This is a genomic window from Flavobacterium sp., assembly GCF_024710485.1.
Lineage (GTDB): Bacteria > Bacteroidota > Bacteroidia > Flavobacteriales > Flavobacteriaceae > Flavobacterium.
Map to the genome: position 1 here is coordinate 105978 of NZ_JANJUQ010000007.1, position 16395 is coordinate 122372.

At 40.3% G+C, this 16395-nt stretch carries 18 protein-coding genes; 12 read left to right on the top strand and 6 right to left on the bottom strand.

Features of this window, described 5'->3' with window-relative positions; genetic code table 11:
* Positions 1-52: 52 nt before the first annotated feature.
* The 5 genes from Q0M21_RS01510 to Q0M21_RS01530 all read right to left on the bottom strand — a co-directional run bounded on the left by Q0M21_RS01510 (position 53) and on the right by Q0M21_RS01530 (position 4010).
* Positions 53-628, bottom strand: coding sequence for an alkylphosphonate utilization protein (locus Q0M21_RS01510; protein ID WP_295333719.1), 576 nt, complete (start codon positions 626-628; stop codon positions 53-55).
* Between the two features lie 10 nt (positions 629-638).
* Positions 639-1133: a DUF6646 family protein gene (locus tag Q0M21_RS01515; RefSeq protein ID WP_295333721.1), complete on the bottom strand. Its 495-nt coding sequence runs from the start codon at positions 1131-1133 to the stop codon at positions 639-641.
* Between the two features lie 65 nt (positions 1134-1198).
* Entirely contained in the window at positions 1199-1936 is a 738-nt protein-coding gene (locus Q0M21_RS01520; RefSeq protein ID WP_295333723.1) for a metallophosphoesterase family protein, read from the bottom strand.
* Complete coding sequence (locus tag Q0M21_RS01525; protein WP_295333724.1) at positions 1929-3080, bottom strand: ATP-binding protein; 1152 nt, start codon at positions 3078-3080, stop codon at positions 1929-1931. The genes Q0M21_RS01520 and Q0M21_RS01525 overlap by 8 nt, the downstream gene beginning before the upstream one ends.
* 66 nt (positions 3081-3146) lie before the next feature.
* The gene (locus tag Q0M21_RS01530) at positions 3147-4010 is read right to left on the bottom strand and encodes an aldo/keto reductase family oxidoreductase (RefSeq protein WP_295333726.1); all 864 of its coding nucleotides are present in this window, start codon (positions 4008-4010) and stop codon (positions 3147-3149) included.
* A 79-nt stretch (positions 4011-4089) separates the two neighbouring features.
* Here Q0M21_RS01530 and Q0M21_RS01535 point away from each other — a divergent pair, with 79 nt between their 5' ends.
* The 12 genes from Q0M21_RS01535 (at position 4090) to Q0M21_RS01590 (ending at position 16175) form a co-directional block, all read left to right on the top strand.
* The gene (locus Q0M21_RS01535) at positions 4090-4890 is read left to right on the top strand and encodes a DUF4382 domain-containing protein (protein WP_295333729.1); all 801 of its coding nucleotides are present in this window, start codon (positions 4090-4092) and stop codon (positions 4888-4890) included.
* 155 nt (positions 4891-5045) lie between these two features.
* Positions 5046-6050 carry a MoxR family ATPase gene (locus Q0M21_RS01540; RefSeq protein ID WP_295333732.1) on the top strand — a complete coding sequence of 335 codons (1005 nt, stop codon included), beginning with the start codon at positions 5046-5048 and terminating at the stop codon, positions 6048-6050.
* Between the two features lie 80 nt (positions 6051-6130).
* Positions 6131-6997 carry a DUF58 domain-containing protein gene (locus tag Q0M21_RS01545; RefSeq protein WP_295333735.1) on the top strand — a complete coding sequence of 289 codons (867 nt, stop codon included), beginning with the start codon at positions 6131-6133 and terminating at the stop codon, positions 6995-6997.
* Positions 6998-7003: 6 nt separating this feature from the next.
* Complete coding sequence (locus tag Q0M21_RS01550; protein ID WP_295333738.1) at positions 7004-8635, top strand: hypothetical protein; 1632 nt, start codon at positions 7004-7006, stop codon at positions 8633-8635.
* The gene (locus Q0M21_RS01555) at positions 8635-9636 is read left to right on the top strand and encodes a VWA domain-containing protein (protein ID WP_295333740.1); all 1002 of its coding nucleotides are present in this window, start codon (positions 8635-8637) and stop codon (positions 9634-9636) included. The genes Q0M21_RS01550 and Q0M21_RS01555 overlap by 1 nt, the downstream gene beginning before the upstream one ends.
* Before the next feature lie 72 nt (positions 9637-9708).
* The gene (locus Q0M21_RS01560) at positions 9709-10749 is read left to right on the top strand and encodes a VWA domain-containing protein (protein ID WP_295333743.1); all 1041 of its coding nucleotides are present in this window, start codon (positions 9709-9711) and stop codon (positions 10747-10749) included.
* Positions 10746-11486, top strand: coding sequence for a tetratricopeptide repeat protein (locus tag Q0M21_RS01565; protein WP_295333746.1), 741 nt, complete (start codon positions 10746-10748; stop codon positions 11484-11486). The genes Q0M21_RS01560 and Q0M21_RS01565 overlap by 4 nt, the downstream gene beginning before the upstream one ends.
* Positions 11487-11497: 11 nt before the next feature.
* Positions 11498-13261, top strand: a complete 1764-nt coding sequence (locus Q0M21_RS01570) for a BatD family protein (RefSeq protein WP_295333749.1) — start codon at positions 11498-11500, stop codon at positions 13259-13261.
* 9 nt (positions 13262-13270) lie between these two features.
* Positions 13271-14038 carry a tetratricopeptide repeat protein gene (locus Q0M21_RS01575; RefSeq protein ID WP_295333752.1) on the top strand — a complete coding sequence of 256 codons (768 nt, stop codon included), beginning with the start codon at positions 13271-13273 and terminating at the stop codon, positions 14036-14038.
* A gap of 101 nt (positions 14039-14139) precedes the next feature.
* Positions 14140-14496, top strand: a complete 357-nt coding sequence (locus Q0M21_RS01580; protein WP_290871767.1) for a hypothetical protein — start codon at positions 14140-14142, stop codon at positions 14494-14496.
* A gap of 112 nt (positions 14497-14608) precedes the next feature.
* Positions 14609-15628, top strand: a complete 1020-nt coding sequence (locus Q0M21_RS01585; RefSeq protein ID WP_290871765.1) for a phenylalanine--tRNA ligase subunit alpha — start codon at positions 14609-14611, stop codon at positions 15626-15628.
* Positions 15629-15767: 139 nt separating this feature from the next.
* Positions 15768-16175, top strand: a complete 408-nt coding sequence (locus Q0M21_RS01590; protein WP_295333759.1) for a hypothetical protein — start codon at positions 15768-15770, stop codon at positions 16173-16175.
* Here the strand turns inward: Q0M21_RS01590 and Q0M21_RS01595 are convergent, their stop codons facing one another.
* Positions 16176-16394, bottom strand: a complete 219-nt coding sequence (locus Q0M21_RS01595; protein ID WP_295333761.1) for a hypothetical protein — start codon at positions 16392-16394, stop codon at positions 16176-16178. It lies immediately after the preceding gene.
* Position 16395: the final 1 nt, after the last annotated feature.

Sequence of the window (16395 nt, forward strand, 5' to 3'; positions counted from 1 at the left end):
CGGATGACCACTAAATATAGTTTGTGTTTTTAAAATTTGTTCATGAATAGAACTATTTCGTTTTTTTCACATACTGTGTCAAAATCACAATGTGCTGGCCTTCAACTCGGCCTTCAATTTGTTCGACATTGTCCCAAACCAACTTGATATTGTGCACTGCAGCGCCGCGTTTAGCCGTAAAGTTCGCGCCTTTTACATCCAAGTCTTTAATCAAAACCACCGAATCGCCATCTTGTAAAATATTGCCGTTAGAATCTTTGTGAATGATTTTGCCTTCTTCGTCTTCGCCTTCACCGGTGGCTTTGGCCCATTCCATCGCGTCTTCGTCCAAATACATCATGTCTAATAAATCATGATTCTTCAAACGCGATAACATGCGCCAAGAAACTATTTGCACCGGAAGATTCTCGTTCCACATGCTATCGCTTAACCCACGCCAATCATTCGGATTCATGGTTTCGGGATTTTTAATTTGATCTAACAACGGTTGGGCTATTAAAATACAGTTCTCGGGTGTGGCTTCGGTTTTAGGTTCTATCAAATACACCACTAAATTTTCGTTAGTACCGCTAATTTCACAAGTTGAACCACTGCGGTCTTTTAATCTTTTTTCAGTTACTACACTCATTTTGTATGGATTATAAATTAAAGGAAGCGCCGAGGACAAAAACAAACTGATTGTTGTATTTTTCAAATCCTTCGACGTTTGAATCATATCGGGCTAACGGAGCACTGCCTTCTGCAAAAACCCCGAAACCATCGGTAAAAAAGTATCTAAAACCTAAATGGGCTCCGAAATTTCGGGTGCCCAAATGCAAGCCGGGATAAATATCCATTTGCTTATCAAAACCAAAAACATTACCAAGATTAGCATTAAATCGGGCTTTCACATCGGTTCTATCCGCAAAATCAGGCTTAATGCCACCCGGCTTGTCTACAGATAACAAATAGGAAGCTACAAATCCGTATGACATGTTTTCGCCTATTCCAAAATCAGCCGAAACCTGTATTCCGTTACCGTGGTCTTGAATATTCCAACCTACCTGTCCTTTAATGTCTCCTTTGCCTTTATAAGCTTGTGCATTGACCAAACTTAGGGTCAACAGCACCATCATCAAAATCAGCTTTTTCATTGTATGGTATTTAATATGCAAATATAACCGTTTAGAACGAAGGTCATTGCAGAATTACGACGAAATCAATTCCGCCCTTTTTCGCTGAAATACAATTCGTGCAACGGCTCGCTTTGCCAAAACTGTTTGGTTTTGACATCCATGATGGTAAGCGGTCCTTTGAAAGCCGCTCCGGTATCCACGTTCCAAACACAGGCCTTTTGCACCGGAACGGTTTGACCAATGCGCGTAACCGGTGTGTGTCCAATATAAATTTCGTGATAAAGCGTTAAACGTTTAGGATAAATCAAATTATCTTTGGTAAGCGAATCATCTAAAGCCAAAGCCATTTCCCAAAGCGTCCTGTCCCAATAAAACATTTTGGGAAAATATTCGTACTGTATACCATTCACATTAGTAAAACCGGCATGAATAAACAATCGGCTTTGTTGGTCAAGGTAATAGTTTTGCAGCGATTTTAAGAAAGCAATGTGCTTATTTTTATCGGCTTCCGATACTTTTTCATAGGCCAAAACTGTAGCTTCTCCGCCGTGTTTAAACCACATGCTTTCGTCGAAGTTTTGGGTATTGCCTTCTAACCAATCCAACACTAATTCATCGTGGTTGCCTCTGATAAAAACACAATTTTGCTTTTGGTTTAAGTGGATTAAATAGTCCAACACTTGTGGCGATTGACTCCAGCCATCAACATAATCTCCTAAAAAAATCAGCGTATCATCGGTAGTTACCTTTGCTCTTTCTATCACTTGATGCAGCGCTCTCAGTCCGCCGTGTATGTCTCCAATGACCAATGTTCTACTCATTTATTTTATTGTATTTCATTTTTCTTAAAATGCGCATCGCTTCTTTAAAACTCAAATATACCGTAGGCGACTTTTGAATTTTCAAAAAAGGTTTGGCATCGATTAATTTTTGCTTGGCTTCTGTAAAACCGTTCAAATAACAAATCATTAAAGTCGATGATAGGTTTTCCAAGTCATTTTCTTCACGCTTTGTCAGCGCCATATTTTTTTGCAATTTATTAATTAAGCTCAAATTGGCGTTATAAATGTGATGCAACATTTTTTTGTTGTATTCCGGCGGCTCAAAAAGCATTTTAGTTTCCATTTTGTAATAGCCGTTGTCAAAAAATCGAATGGTTAATTGTTCCAGCGGATAAAAACTGGTTTTATCATTCAGGCCCAGCGGCACATGTTCAATAATAGTAAAACTGCTGTCATCGTACTGAACCGAAACCACATCCAGAGCCGAGTAAAACAATTTAACTTGTTCGTTAATCAGCTCTATATCCACTCGGGACAAATACGTAGTTTCTCGGATTTTTTTCGGAATCCCTGCCCAGCAAATCACAAACAATTCCTTAAAAACTTTGTATTGCGATTGCAATTCTCTGTGGCGGACATGCATAAAATCCATTACGCCATCCAAAGTATGCGCAATGCTGTTTCTGGAGTTGTTTTCAATCCGAATAACAGTTTCTATGTTTTGCTTCGAATACGGCACTTTGTCTTCCGTGGGCATCGAGTTACTGCCAACCCTAACAAACACCGTATTGGCTAAAATGGTATGGATATTTTTTTTAAAAAAAGACGTTTTGTGTTTGGGTTTAATGGTTACTAAACCTACGACTTTGTCTTTAGGCAGATGCGGAAAAGGCACGTTTTCGTACTGAATCTTAGGTGGATTTTCAAGATAGGCGTTCACCAAGTTCTGAATCCGACTGTCGTCAAAAAAATCATCACCTACTATAGTATTGTCTTGGTCTTCAACACCTACAACAATATAGGAATTGTTAGAAGGATTGGAATTAGATAAGGCACAAATGTGTTTTAAAAACTTGGCTTTCCCTTCTTTGGTATGCAAATTCAACTGACGCTTTTTATCATAAAAACTACTCTCATCATTGTGAGCGAGTAGGTTTTTGATAAGTAAACGTTTATTAATCATAGTCGCAGTCTTCAGTCGCAGTCACAGTCGCAGTATCTGAAAACTGCGACTGATACTGTAAACTTTTTAAGGAACCTTGTTTCCCATACTTTCAGTCCAAATGGCAAACCAATCTTCTCGTTCTAACTCAAGTTCAACCGCTTTCATCAAAGCTTGAATTCGGGCAATATTAACCGTTCCCGCTACCGGAATGACTTTGGCAGGATGTTTTAAAACCCAAGCTAACAAAATCGTATCCGAACCCAAACCATATTTTTCAACCAATTGTGCCAATAGTTTTTTCAAACGACGAGTTTGCTCGATGTCTTCTCTGAAAACTGTTCCGAGCGGATTCCAACTCATCGGTCGAATTTGGTGGATTTGCATATAATCGAGACTGCCGTCTAACATGGCTTCGTGATGCGTAGCGGAGAATTGAATTTGGTTGTAATTGATTTCCGTTTTTTGGCGGAGCAATTCCGTTTGAGATGGTGTAAAGTTAGAAACTCCGAAATCAAGTATCTTCCCTTCGTCTTTTAGTTTTGCAACGGCTTCCGCAATTTCGTCGGCTATCATTAACGGACTCGGGCGGTGCAACAACAATACATCTAAATAATCAGTTTGCAGATTTTTGAGTGAATTTTCTACCGACCAAATAATGTAGTCTTTAGAATAATCGTAGTGTTTGATTTTATTGTTGCGACCACGAGTATGTTGAATGCCACACTTTGAAATCAGTTGTATGTTATTGCGATTAATTTTTGTATTTTTGAATGCCTTTCCAAAATCGGATTCCGTAGTGTAATCACCGTAAATATCAGCATGATCAAAAGTGGTAATCTTGTTTTCTGTACAGATATGAATTAGGTGTTCCATCTCGGGAGTACTGAGTTTTTTATCCCAAATACCCCAATTCATGGTTCCGGCTATGATGGATGAAATTTTGCTCATAGTTGTGTTAAAGTTTGTTAAGGTTATACTTTACGTATTCATTTGACGTTATCAATATACTAATTTTAAATTATTTATTATGAAAAAGCTAAAAAAAATCACGCCCCTATTTTTGATGCTTCTTCTGGTTGGAATGGTTGCTCTATCGTGTAACGACAGCGACGATTCAGGTGGAACCTCAAGAATCAAAGTTAGTATGACTGATGCACCGGGAGATTATGATGCGGTGTTTATAGACGTAGTAGATGTAAAAATCAAGAGTTCAACCGACACGGGTGAGTCCGGATGGGTTAGCCTGTCTAATGTAACTCCGGGAATCTACAATTTATTGGATCTAACCGGTGGAGTAACTGTTTTATTGGCTGACGCAGAAGTACCTTCAGGATTTGTCGGTCAGATACGCTTGATTTTAGGAGACAACAATACTGTGGTTAAAGATGGTGTTACCTATCCGCTCAACACACCAAGCGCTCAACAATCAGGATTAAAACTCCAAATCAATCAGACGCTCTTACCGAATATCACTTACGCGTTTTTGATTGATTTTGATGTGAACCAATCTATTGTAGTTCAAGCCGGAGGATCGGGTAATTTTAATTTACATCCGGTTTTAAGAATTACCTCTGAAGCTGTTTCGGGAACTATTTCGGGAACTATAACCAATATTGGTGTTCCGGTTATGGCCTCTGTCACTGTTAATGGTGTTGTGGTCACTGCCAATACAGATGAAAACGGTGTTTTTGTTTTACACGGTATTCCTGACGGAACGTATACAGTAACTCTAACGCCTGATCTCACTTCCGGACTAGCGGCGCTAACCATTGAAAATGTTACGGTTGTCAACGGCCAAGTCACAGCACTCGGAAGCATTTCCCTATAAAAAAGTTAAACTTCCTTAAAATTAGTTAAAGACAGTTGTTTCGGCAGCTGTCTTTTATTTTTTTAACCAATTATTAACAGCGAACCACTAAAAAAAATTACACTTTTGAAATGTTAAATTTTTAATGATATTTGGTGCACTTAAAAAGTCAAAACATGGAAGAAAGTAATACTGCCCTCGACATCCGAGCCATAAATGAAAAAATAGAGAGAGAAAGCGCTTTTATCGACCTGCTTTCAATGGAAATGAACAAAGTCATCGTAGGTCAAAAGCATATGGTAGAAAGACTACTCATTGGTCTTTTAGGACAAGGACATATTTTACTGGAAGGTGTTCCGGGTTTAGCCAAGACACTAGCCATCAATACGCTCTCACAAGCCGTTGATGGAAGCTTCAGCCGCATACAGTTTACCCCGGATTTATTGCCGGCAGACGTTATCGGAACGATGATTTACAACGTAAAAGCCAACGACTTTTCCATTAAAAAAGGACCCATTTTTGCCAACTTTGTCTTAGCGGATGAGATAAACCGTGCGCCAGCTAAAGTACAATCGGCACTATTAGAAGCCATGCAGGAAAAACAAGTTACCATTGGCGATACCACTTTCAAATTAGACAAACCGTTCTTAGTTTTGGCGACTCAAAACCCAATTGAGCAAGAAGGAACGTATCCGCTACCTGAAGCGCAAGTCGACCGTTTCATGTTGAAAACAGTGATTGATTATCCTAAAATTGACGAAGAGCGCTTGGTAATTCGCCAAAATTTGAAAGGTGCTTACGAAAAAGTGAACCAAGTAGTAACCACTGCACAAATTCTCCGCGCCCAAGAAGCCGTAAGAGAAGTGTACATGGATGAAAAAATTGAAAAATATATCTTGGATATCATTTTTGCTACGCGTTATCCAGAAAAATATAAATTAGACAGCCTCAAGCCGCTGATTGGTTTCGGAGCTTCACCGCGTGGAAGTATCAACTTAGCCACTGCCGCCAAATGTTATGCGTTCATCAAACGCCGTGGTTACGTAATTCCGGAAGATGTTCGCGCCGTTGTACACGATGTGTTGCGCCACAGAATCGGAGTGACCTACGAAGCCGAAGCGGAAAACATTACCTCTGTTGACATCATCAACAAAATTGTAAATGAAATTGAAGTGCCTTAATTGTTGCGAGTTGTAAAGTTCCGAGTTCAAAGTTAGTAGCTGAAACCCGAAACCCGAAACCCGAAACCCGAAACCCAATTATGGAAACCAAAGACCTTCTTAAAAAAGTTCGTAAAATCGAAATCAAAACCCGAAGATTGAGCGATCACATCTTTTCGGGCGAATACCACACGTCTTTCAAAGGCCGTGGGATGACGTTTTCGGAAGTGCGTCAGTACCAATTTGGCGATGATATTCGCGCCATCGATTGGAACGTGACGGCGCGCTACAACGAACCGTATGTGAAAGTTTTTGAAGAAGAACGCGAGCTAACGATGATGCTGATGGTAGACATCTCGGGTTCGGAAAGTTTTGGAACCAAAAACCAACTGAAAAGTGAAATTGTCACTGAAATTGCCGCTACTATGGCATTTTCTGCGACACAAAACAACGATAAAATCGGGCTGATATTATTTTCAGACCAAATCGAATTGTACATTCCACCCAAAAAAGGAAAATCGCATGTGTTGCGCATCATTCGGGAACTAATCGAGTTTGAGCCGAAAAGCAAGAAAACCGATTTGTCGCAAGCCTTAAAATTCTTATCGAGTACACAAAAGAAAAAAGCCATCGTGTTTGTGATTTCCGATTTTATGGTGGAAGACGATTACGAAAAAACCTTAAAAATAGCCGGTAAAAAACACGACATCACCGGTGTTCGTGTGTACGACATCCGAGAAGAAAAAATGCCGAACATTGGTATGGTGGAAATGGAAGATGCCGAAACAGGGGAAATTTTAGTGGTGAACACCGGCTCGAAAAAAGCGCGTTTAAGCTACGAGAAACAATACCAAGAAAAAGTAAATTATTTCAAAGATATTTTTTCCAAATGCGGTTCAGGAACCGTAAATACTCGTGTAGACGAGAGTTATGTAACTAAACTATTGGGTTATTTTAAATCGAGATAAGAAGAAATGAAAAGGAAATTAGCGTTATTTTTAAGCTTATTATCGATTGCGGTTTGGTCTCAACCCAAAGTGACAACTTCTATTGACACCGTCAAGAACAAGATTGGCGCCGAGTTCAAACTTTCCCTGAAAACCAACGTCGATACGCTTTCGAAAGTCAAGTTTCCGGAAAGTAAATTCTTTGGTGCTTTGGAAGTATTGGAATCATACAAAGTCGATACCGTAAAAAAAGGCGACCGTTATGAGTTGATTAAAAAATACGGGCTAACGCAATTCGATTCCGGCAAATACACTATTCCGAGAATTCCGATTATCATCAACGGGAAAACGGTTTACTCTGAGAGCCTTGCCATTGAAATCAGCGACGTCAAAGTGGATACTTTGAAGCAAAAAATGTACGACATCAAAGACATCGCCACGGTGAAAAGTCCGATGGGCAATTGGTGGATTTATGTGTTGGTTGTTATCGGACTCATCGGATTGGGCTTTTTAATTTTCTATTTACTTAAAAATCGAAAACCAAAAGCCAAAGCAGAAGTTATTGTTTACAAAACACCTATCGAAAAAGCCACTACTTTACTGCAACAACTGGAAAGCAAAGAGCTTTGGCAGAAAGGCGCCGTTAAAGATTACTACTCGGAGCTGACCGATATTGTCCGCAATTACATCGAGGAAGAAATCAAGATTCCGGCCATGGAAAGCACTACTTCGGAATTGATTGAAGGTTTGCGCAAAGCCGCCAAACAAAAGAAACTAAAGCTTTCCAACGACACGGTTGAAAACTTAGAAAAAGTACTCCAACAAGCCGATTTGGTAAAGTTTGCCAAAGTCACACCGCTAGATTACGAAATTGAAGAAGACAAAAAACGCATTTCCAATACCATAGTCACCATTCACAAATCAATTCCGGAAGTGGTAGAAACCGAAGACGAATTGGCGCTGTGGAACGAACAACAAAAGGAAAAAGCCCGATTAGAAAAACTGAAAAGAGAAAAACGCAAAAAAATAGCCATTATTGCGGGTTCAGCAGCATTTTTAATTTTGGGAACACTCGGTTTTTTCATTGCTACCAAAGGCTTTGACTATGTCAAGGACAATCTTTTAGGTCACCCAACCAAAGAATTATTGGAAGGCGAATGGGTGTACAGCCAATACGGAAATCCGGGCGTTAAAATAGAAACACCAAAGGTTTTGATGCGTCAAGATGCCTCTAAAATATTGCCGAAAAACGCCATGGCTTTGATCAAAGAAATGCAAATCTTCACGTACGGCAGTATGATAGACGACTTCTATGTTGGCGTGTCTACTTCAACGTTCAAGGAAGAAACTAAAATCGATTTGGAACAAGCTGCTGAAGGCAGCATCAAAATATTTGAAACCCAAGGTGCGAGTAATATTTTGGTGAAAACCGAAGAATTCGACACCCAAAAAGGCATTACCGGTCGCAAAGCCTACGGAACCTTGAGTATGGTAGACAAAGTAAGCGGCAAATCGACCAAAATGTATTACGAAATTTTGATTTTCGCGCAAAGTAACGGCATCCAGCAAATTACCATTTTACAGCGCGAAGACGACCAATACGCCAAAAAAATAGGCGAACGTATGTTGAATTCGGTAGAACTAAAAGTAGCAGAATAATGAAAGACGTAAGCTTTTTAAATCCCGAGTTTTTCTGGTTGTTTTTGTTACTTCCGGTGGCGGTAGCATGGGTTTTTTGGAAAGGAAAAAAATCGGCTGCCACGCTCAAAATCAGTTCCGTTAAAGGATTTAAAGCGGAGAAATCCATCGCCGCTAAATTAAAACCGTACTTATTCGTGTTGCGCTTATTGGCCTTGAGTTCATTAATCATTGCCATGGCGCGCCCAAGAAAAGTGGATATCAGTAGCCAAACCAAATCGACCAAAGGGGTTGATATTGTCATGGCGATTGACGTTTCCGGTAGTATGTTGGCCAAAGATTTGAAACCGAATCGCATGGAAGCCTTGAAAAAAGTAGCTTCCAATTTCGTGGAAGGCCGACCGAATGACCGCATCGGAATTGTGGTTTATGCCGCCGAAGCTTATACTAAAACTCCCGTAACCAGTGATAAAGCAATAGTTCAGGACGCCATCAGAAGCATCAAATACGACAATGTATTGCAAGACGGAACCGGAATCGGAATGGGATTGACTACCGCTGTCAATCGCTTAAAAGACAGCAAAGCGAAAAGCAAAGTCATCATTTTATTGACCGACGGCGTGAACAATGCAGGTTTTATCGAACCCGAAACGGCGTCGCAAATTGCGAAAGAGTTCGGCATTAAAGTCTACACCATCGGTATCGGAACCAACGGCGATGCGATGTTCCCTTATGCTTACGCCCCGGGCGGCGGCTTTTTATTTCGCATGATGCCGGTAGAAATCGACGTAAACTTGCTGCAAACGATTGCTAAAAATACCGGCGGAAAATACTTCAGAGCCAACAACAACAGTAAACTGGAAGCCATTTATGCCGAAATTAATAAACTGGAAACCACCGAAATCCAAGAACTCCGATTCTACGATTACGATGAAAAATTCCGACCGTTTGTATGGATTGCCGGCTTGTTGCTTTTGTTAGAATTGGCCTTGCGCAATACAGTTTACAGAAGTTTTATATAATTACGAATTAAAAATTACGAAAGACGAATGACTATCATGGCTGGAAATTTAATTCATAATTCATAATTGAATATGTACGAGTTAGAAGAAAAAGGATATTTGTATTGGTTAGCGGTTATTCCGGTACTAACGCTTCTTTTCTTGTATGTACAATACTGGAAGCGCAAAAAACAACGCGAGTTTGGCGACTTGGAGTTAATCAAAAAACTAAGTCCGGAAAAGTCGGTTTTCAAACCCGTTTTGAAATTAGTCGTGGTGCTTTTGGCCTTAACTTGTTTGATTATAGGTTTGGTCAACCCGAAAATGGGCACCAAAATCGAAACCGTAAAACGCGAAGGTATCGATATCGTTTTTGCCATTGACGTTTCTAAAAGTATGTTAGCCGAAGATGTAGCGCCAAGCCGATTGGAAAAAAGCAAGCAATTGGTTTCGCAAATCATCAATAATTTGGGCAGCGACCGAATCGGAATTATCGCTTACTCGGGCAGTGCGTTTCCGGTGTTGCCGATTACCACCGATTACAGCGTGGCCAAAATGTTTTTGCAAGGCATGAATCCCGGCATTATTTCGGCCCAAGGTACTTCCATCGACCAAGCAATAACCTTAGCCACTACGTTTGTGGATAACAAAGAAAAGACGAACAAACTGCTCATCATCATCAGCGACGGAGAAGACCACGCCGAAGGCTCAGTCGATGCTGCCGCAGAAGCCAAAAAAATTGGGATGAAAATCATTACCATAGGCGTAGGAAGCGAAAAAGGCGGACCGATTCCGCTCAAACGAAACGGCGTAGTAGAATCGTTCCAACGCGACCAAAATGACGAAGTGGTCATCACCAAAAGAAATACCGAAATATTGCGAGAAATTGCCAAAGCCACCGGCGGCGGTTATGTAGACGGCAATTCAACTAAAGACGTTTTGGATTATGTAAAAAATGCTTTGGATAACATCCAAAGAACAGAATTTGAAAGCACGCAAATGGCCGACTTCAAATCGCAGTTCCAATGGTTCTTAGGCTTTGCCTTCTTTTTGTTGTTTTTGGATATTTTCTTGTTAGAGAGAAAAACAAAATGGGTAAAAAAAATGAATCTGTTTAACGAGAAAGACTCATGAAAAAGATACTACTTTATTGTTTGCTCGTGACTTCTTTTTTGGTGAAAGCCCAACAAAAAGAAGCAGATAAAAATTTGCCTCAAGGCAACGAAGCCTTTGCCGAAAAAAAATACGCCGAGGCCGAAGCTGAATACCGTATCTCGGAATCTAAAAACCAAAAAAAGGCCATTGCATCTTATAATTTAGGGAATGCGATTTACCGCCAAAACCAAACTACTGAGGCCAAATATCATTATGTAAAAGCCTTGAGCAATGCCAAAAACAAAACCGACAAACACCGTATTTACCATAACCTTGGCAATATTTTGATGAAAGCCAAAGATTATTCCGGTGCGGTTGAAGCCTATAAAAATGCGTTGCGCAACAATCCGTCTGATGACGAAACCCGTTACAATTATGCTTTGGCGAAAAAGTTCTTAAAGGACAATCCGCCGAAGAAAAACGACGACAAAAGCAAAGACAAAAAGAACCAAAAAGAAGACCAGAAAAAGAACAAAGACCAAAAGGACGATAAAGACCAAGATAAGGACAAAAATAAAGATCAAAAAGACCAAAAGAAAGATCAGAAAGACAAAGACCAAAACGGCAACAAACCGCAACCACAACCGGGCGGCGTTTCCAAACAGCGTTTGCAAAACTTACTCGATGCCGTAAACAATGAAGAGAAAAAAGTTCAGGATAAAGTCAACAAACAAAAAGTAAGAACCAACCCTAAAAAGGCAGAAAAAGACTGGTAAAACTATTGAAGATGAAAAGGATATTGCTATTACTGTTTTTGATTGCGCAATCGCTTTCCGCCCAAGTACAATTTGAGGCCAAAGTGAGCAAAAATACCTTGGGCATCAACGAACGCCTACGCATCGAGTTCAATATGAATGCCGATGGTGATAACTTTGTGGCGCCTAATTTTGAAGCTTCCGGTTTTCGCGTAATCGGTGGGCCAAGTCAATCCGTTAGCCAATCTTGGATTAACGGAAAGAGTTCTTTTAACAAGTCCTATATCTATATTTTATTGCCAACCCAAAAAGGGCAATTAACCATCAAACAAGCGGCTATCGAGATTAACGGACAAATCTATAAAACGTCACCGGTTAAAATCAACGTGACCAATGCCGTTGAAATTCCGAAAGATCCGAATGAAGCGCCGGCAGTTAGTGCGGATGATAACATTTATTTAGTCGCCGATATCTCGAAATCGAATCCGTACCTCAACGAACCGATTACTGTGGTTTACAAATTGTATTTCAGTTACAGCATCGGAATTTCGAATTGGCGCGAATTGAACAAACCCAAATACAACGATTTTTGGTCGCAAAACATCGATATCAAACAGCTCAAAGCCGAAGAAGGCATGTTTAAAGGCGAACGCTATCGCTATGTAGTGTTGCGAAAAACCGTACTGTATCCGCAAAAATCAGGTAAACTGGAAATCGAACCATTATCACTCGACATCGATTGTCAAGTGCCGAGTAACCGCCGTAATTTCTGGGGCCAACCCATTATGGTGGAAGACAGCAAACGCGTTTCGGCTGGTAGCAAAGTTATCAATGTGAGAGCGTTGCCGGAGAGCGGCAAACCTGTTGATTTTTCCGGTGCTGTCGGACAATTTGATTTCAAAGTCAATCCTTCTAAAACCACTTTAAAAAACGGAGAATCTCTCGATTTAACGTTGAGTGTTATCGGAAAAGGCAACTTAAAATTGTTCTCTTTACCTAAACCGGTAGTGCCGACTGCTCTGGAAATGTACGATCCGGTACACGAGGAAAATGTATCCACCCCTTTGACCGGAATGACCGGAAGAATTTCGGATAAATACACCATCATTCCGCAATACAAAGGCAGTTACCAAATCAAGCCGCTTAGTTTCAGTTATTTCGATTTGGCTTCGGGGCGTTACAAAACCATAACTTCTCAGCCTATAACAATAAACGTTTTAGATGGTCCGAGTGTGGCTTCAAGTGAAAAAACCAACCCAACTGAAGTAAACAAAAACAAAGTGGAAGTGGCCAAATCTTTCGCTTTTATCAAACCAAAAACCAGCTTGAAATCGATGGAAAAAGAAGATTTCCTAGGTTCCGGTTTGTTTTATTCGCTGGTCGCTTTACCGTTTCTGGCGATTCCGTTGCTCATTGTAGGTCGCCGCAGAAAACAAGCTATCAATAATGATGTCGTTGGCAATAAAATCAGAAAGTCGAATGCTCTGGCGAAGAAATATCTATCAGAAGCCAAGAAGCATTTGGGCCAAAAAGAACCATTTTACATCGCACTCGAAAAGGCGCTGCACAATTTCCTGAAGGCCAAATTGAACATCGAAACTTCGGACATGAGTAAGGAGAAAATAAGGGAGATTCTAACAGAAAGAAATGCACAACCGGAAACGATATCCGAATTTATAACCTTGACTGAAAACTGTGAATTTGCCCGATATGCACCATCAACAGATGCGGCCATTCAGCAAGATTATGAAAAGGCAGTTGCCATCATCTCTAATTTGGAAAAACAGCTCAAATAAGATAAGATCATGAAAAAGATATTCCTGTTGTTTTTAATTTTTTCCGGAGTTTTAAGAGCCGAATCACCGGTACCGTCCGCAATATCTTCATTTGAAGAAGGCAATCAATACTATCAAAAAGAGAACTATAAAGCCGCAGTAGCGAGTTACGAAAGCATCATTGCTGCCGGTCAGGAATCGGCTGAAGTATATTTCAATTTAGGGAATGCCTACTATAAATTGCATCAAGTTGCGCCGGCAATTTACAATTACGAAAAAGCACTGTTGCTCAATCCGAATGACGAAGAAATCAAAACCAACTTGGATTTTGCCCGAAAAATGACCATTGATGACATCAAAGTTATTCCGAAAGTAGGCTTTCACAAACTGATATCCGATTTTACCTCGAGTTATTATTACGACACTTGGGCTTGGATAGCTGTTGTTTTTGCCTTCTTATTTTTAGCCTTTTTTGCAGGGTATTACTTTTCACAAAAAGCAGTAGTAAAGCGAATTTTCTTCTTCGGGATGTTTGTTTGGATATTAGGTATTGGCTTAGCCACAAGTTCCGGTTTTTACGAGAAAAACCGAATGACCAACGAAAAACCGGCCATCATTTTCGCGGAATCTACCGCTTTGAAAAATGAACCGAAAGTGAATAGTCCCGATGCTACCGTTTTACACGAAGGAACCAAAGTGTACATACTGGAAAGCATCGCCAACTGGAAAAAAGTCGAACTCACCGACGAAACCACCGGTTGGATAGAAGAAAGCGCCATAAAAGAAATTAAAAATTAACCGTCAGTATTTAGCCATTAGCTAACTATCTTTGCCATCTTATCAGAATTCCGACTTACGTTTCAAATTCGTAATTCGTAATTCGTAATTCGTAATTTCAAATGTCAAGAGACGAACAATTAAAACAACGCTGGGAAAAAGTCGTACATCTCCTTTCCAATCAGTTTGCTGATGGGGAAATGCTCGATTTAGACGCCATCATATACTTAATTGGAGTGCAAGAACTCGGAAAAGTACACCAAACCTTCAAAAAAGACGAGAAACTCAACCTGATGCACATCGCCATTTGCCGATTATTAGAACCTTACGGTTACTACGAATTCGACTATTTCGACAAAGACGGTTGGCCACATTATAAAGTCAAAGAAGCCTTGCCGCCATTAAAAGCCGGCGAACAATCTGTTTTGATGAAAGAAGCGATTGTAAACTATTTTTTAGAAAGAGAAGTGATTGAGTAATAGTCGCTGGTTGTAATCACGGTAATCAGTCCGATATTTACTGAAAACTGAGACTGAGACTGGTAACTTTCAATAAAAAAATCGCTATTTTTGCACCTTCAACGAAAGACCGATGATAGACAAGATTAAAGAACATATTGAAGAAGCTAAAGCGTTCAATGCCAAAAACAAAGAAGCTTTAGAACAATTCCGAATTAAATATTTGGGAAGTAAAGGTTTGTTAAAAGAACTTTTTACCGAATTCAAAAATATCCCGAATGACCAGAAAAAAGACTTCGGACAAGTCATCAATACCCTGAAAACGGTGGCTGAAGAAAAAGTAAAAGCCATCCAAGAGGAACTGGAAAGCAAAGAAGAAGTAAAAGGATTTTACGGCGATTTAACACGTCCGGCTGAGCCAATTACCATTGGTTCTCGCCATCCGATATCTATTGTAAAAAACCAAATTATTGATATTTTCTCGACTATCGGATTCAATGTTTCCGAAGGGCCGGAAATTGAAGACGATTGGCACAACTTTACTGCGTTGAACTTACCGGAATACCATCCGGCGCGCGACATGCAAGACACGTTTTTCATCCAAACCAATCCGGATGTGTTGTTAAGAACACATACTTCATCGGTACAAGTGCGTTATATGGAAAACAACAAGCCGCCAATCCGTACGATTTCTCCGGGAAGGGTTTTCCGTAACGAAGCCGTTTCTTCGCGTTCACACTGTATTTTCCACCAGGTGGAAGGTTTGTATATAGATAAAGATGTATCATTTGCCGATTTAAAACAAACGCTTTTATACTTCACCAAAGAAATGTTCGGTAAGTCGAAAATCCGTCTGAGACCGAGTTATTTCCCGTTCACCGAACCCAGTGCTGAAGTTGATATTTATTGGGGATTAAAAACCGAAACCGATTACCGCATTACCAAAGGAACGGGTTGGTTGGAAATCATGGGTTGTGGTATGGTTGATCCGAATGTATTGAAAAACTGCGGCATCAATCCGGAAGAATACAACGGTTTTGCCTTCGGTATGGGAATCGAGCGCATTGCTATGTTGTTATACCAAATTGGCGACATTCGTATGTTCTATGAAAATGACGTTCGTTTCTTGGAGCAATTCAAGTCGAGTATATAAATTTAGGAGCGGAATGGCTTGCGCACTTATGTAAGCCATTTTCCCGCTTTCCACTCTACATGGTGCCGTTACAATCGGGGCTAAAAGCCATCGTAAAAATCTAAGAAGTCTAACCTTCTAACCATCTAAGTAGTCTATCATGAAAGCAGACATCACCATCCCGAAAGTAGAAAACGTATTCCTGGCCGCCGTTCAAGAATGGAGCGACGACTTTATGGAAAAGGTTTGGTATGTGTATTTGATTAACGACTCCGACTTCGATTTAGACTCGGTAATGGTCGTTTCTAAGGCTTTTGGTACGATAGACGGGGAAATGAAAAAAACCTCGCTCCTGCGCCACGCATTTATGCAAGTGCCATCAGTTTCTGCGGTAAAAATAGAAATGGTGGAAAAAAGTGTTTTGGAACTTAACAACGAGTTTATGGTGACTTATTTTATCGGCAACACTTTATACGATAAGAAGTTCACTTTCCGCAAAAACATAATCAACGAGCGCGCTACAGAAGAAGTGCCGATTTTGTTTGTAAACGGTGTCATCGTGAAATAACTATTGTTTATCCGGGCGTTTTAGCTTTTCTTTCCAACCCATATAACCCAAAACAAAAATACCCATAGCTAAGAAACCACCGGCTCGAACATAAAATTCTCCCGAAGCCAACTGTTCCGCTAAAGGTTTTTCTTTGATTTCAAATAGCGTCATGAAAACGGTCATAAAGATGCCCCAAAACATCCCGTATTTTAACTGGTATTTCCAGCGATTGCTCATC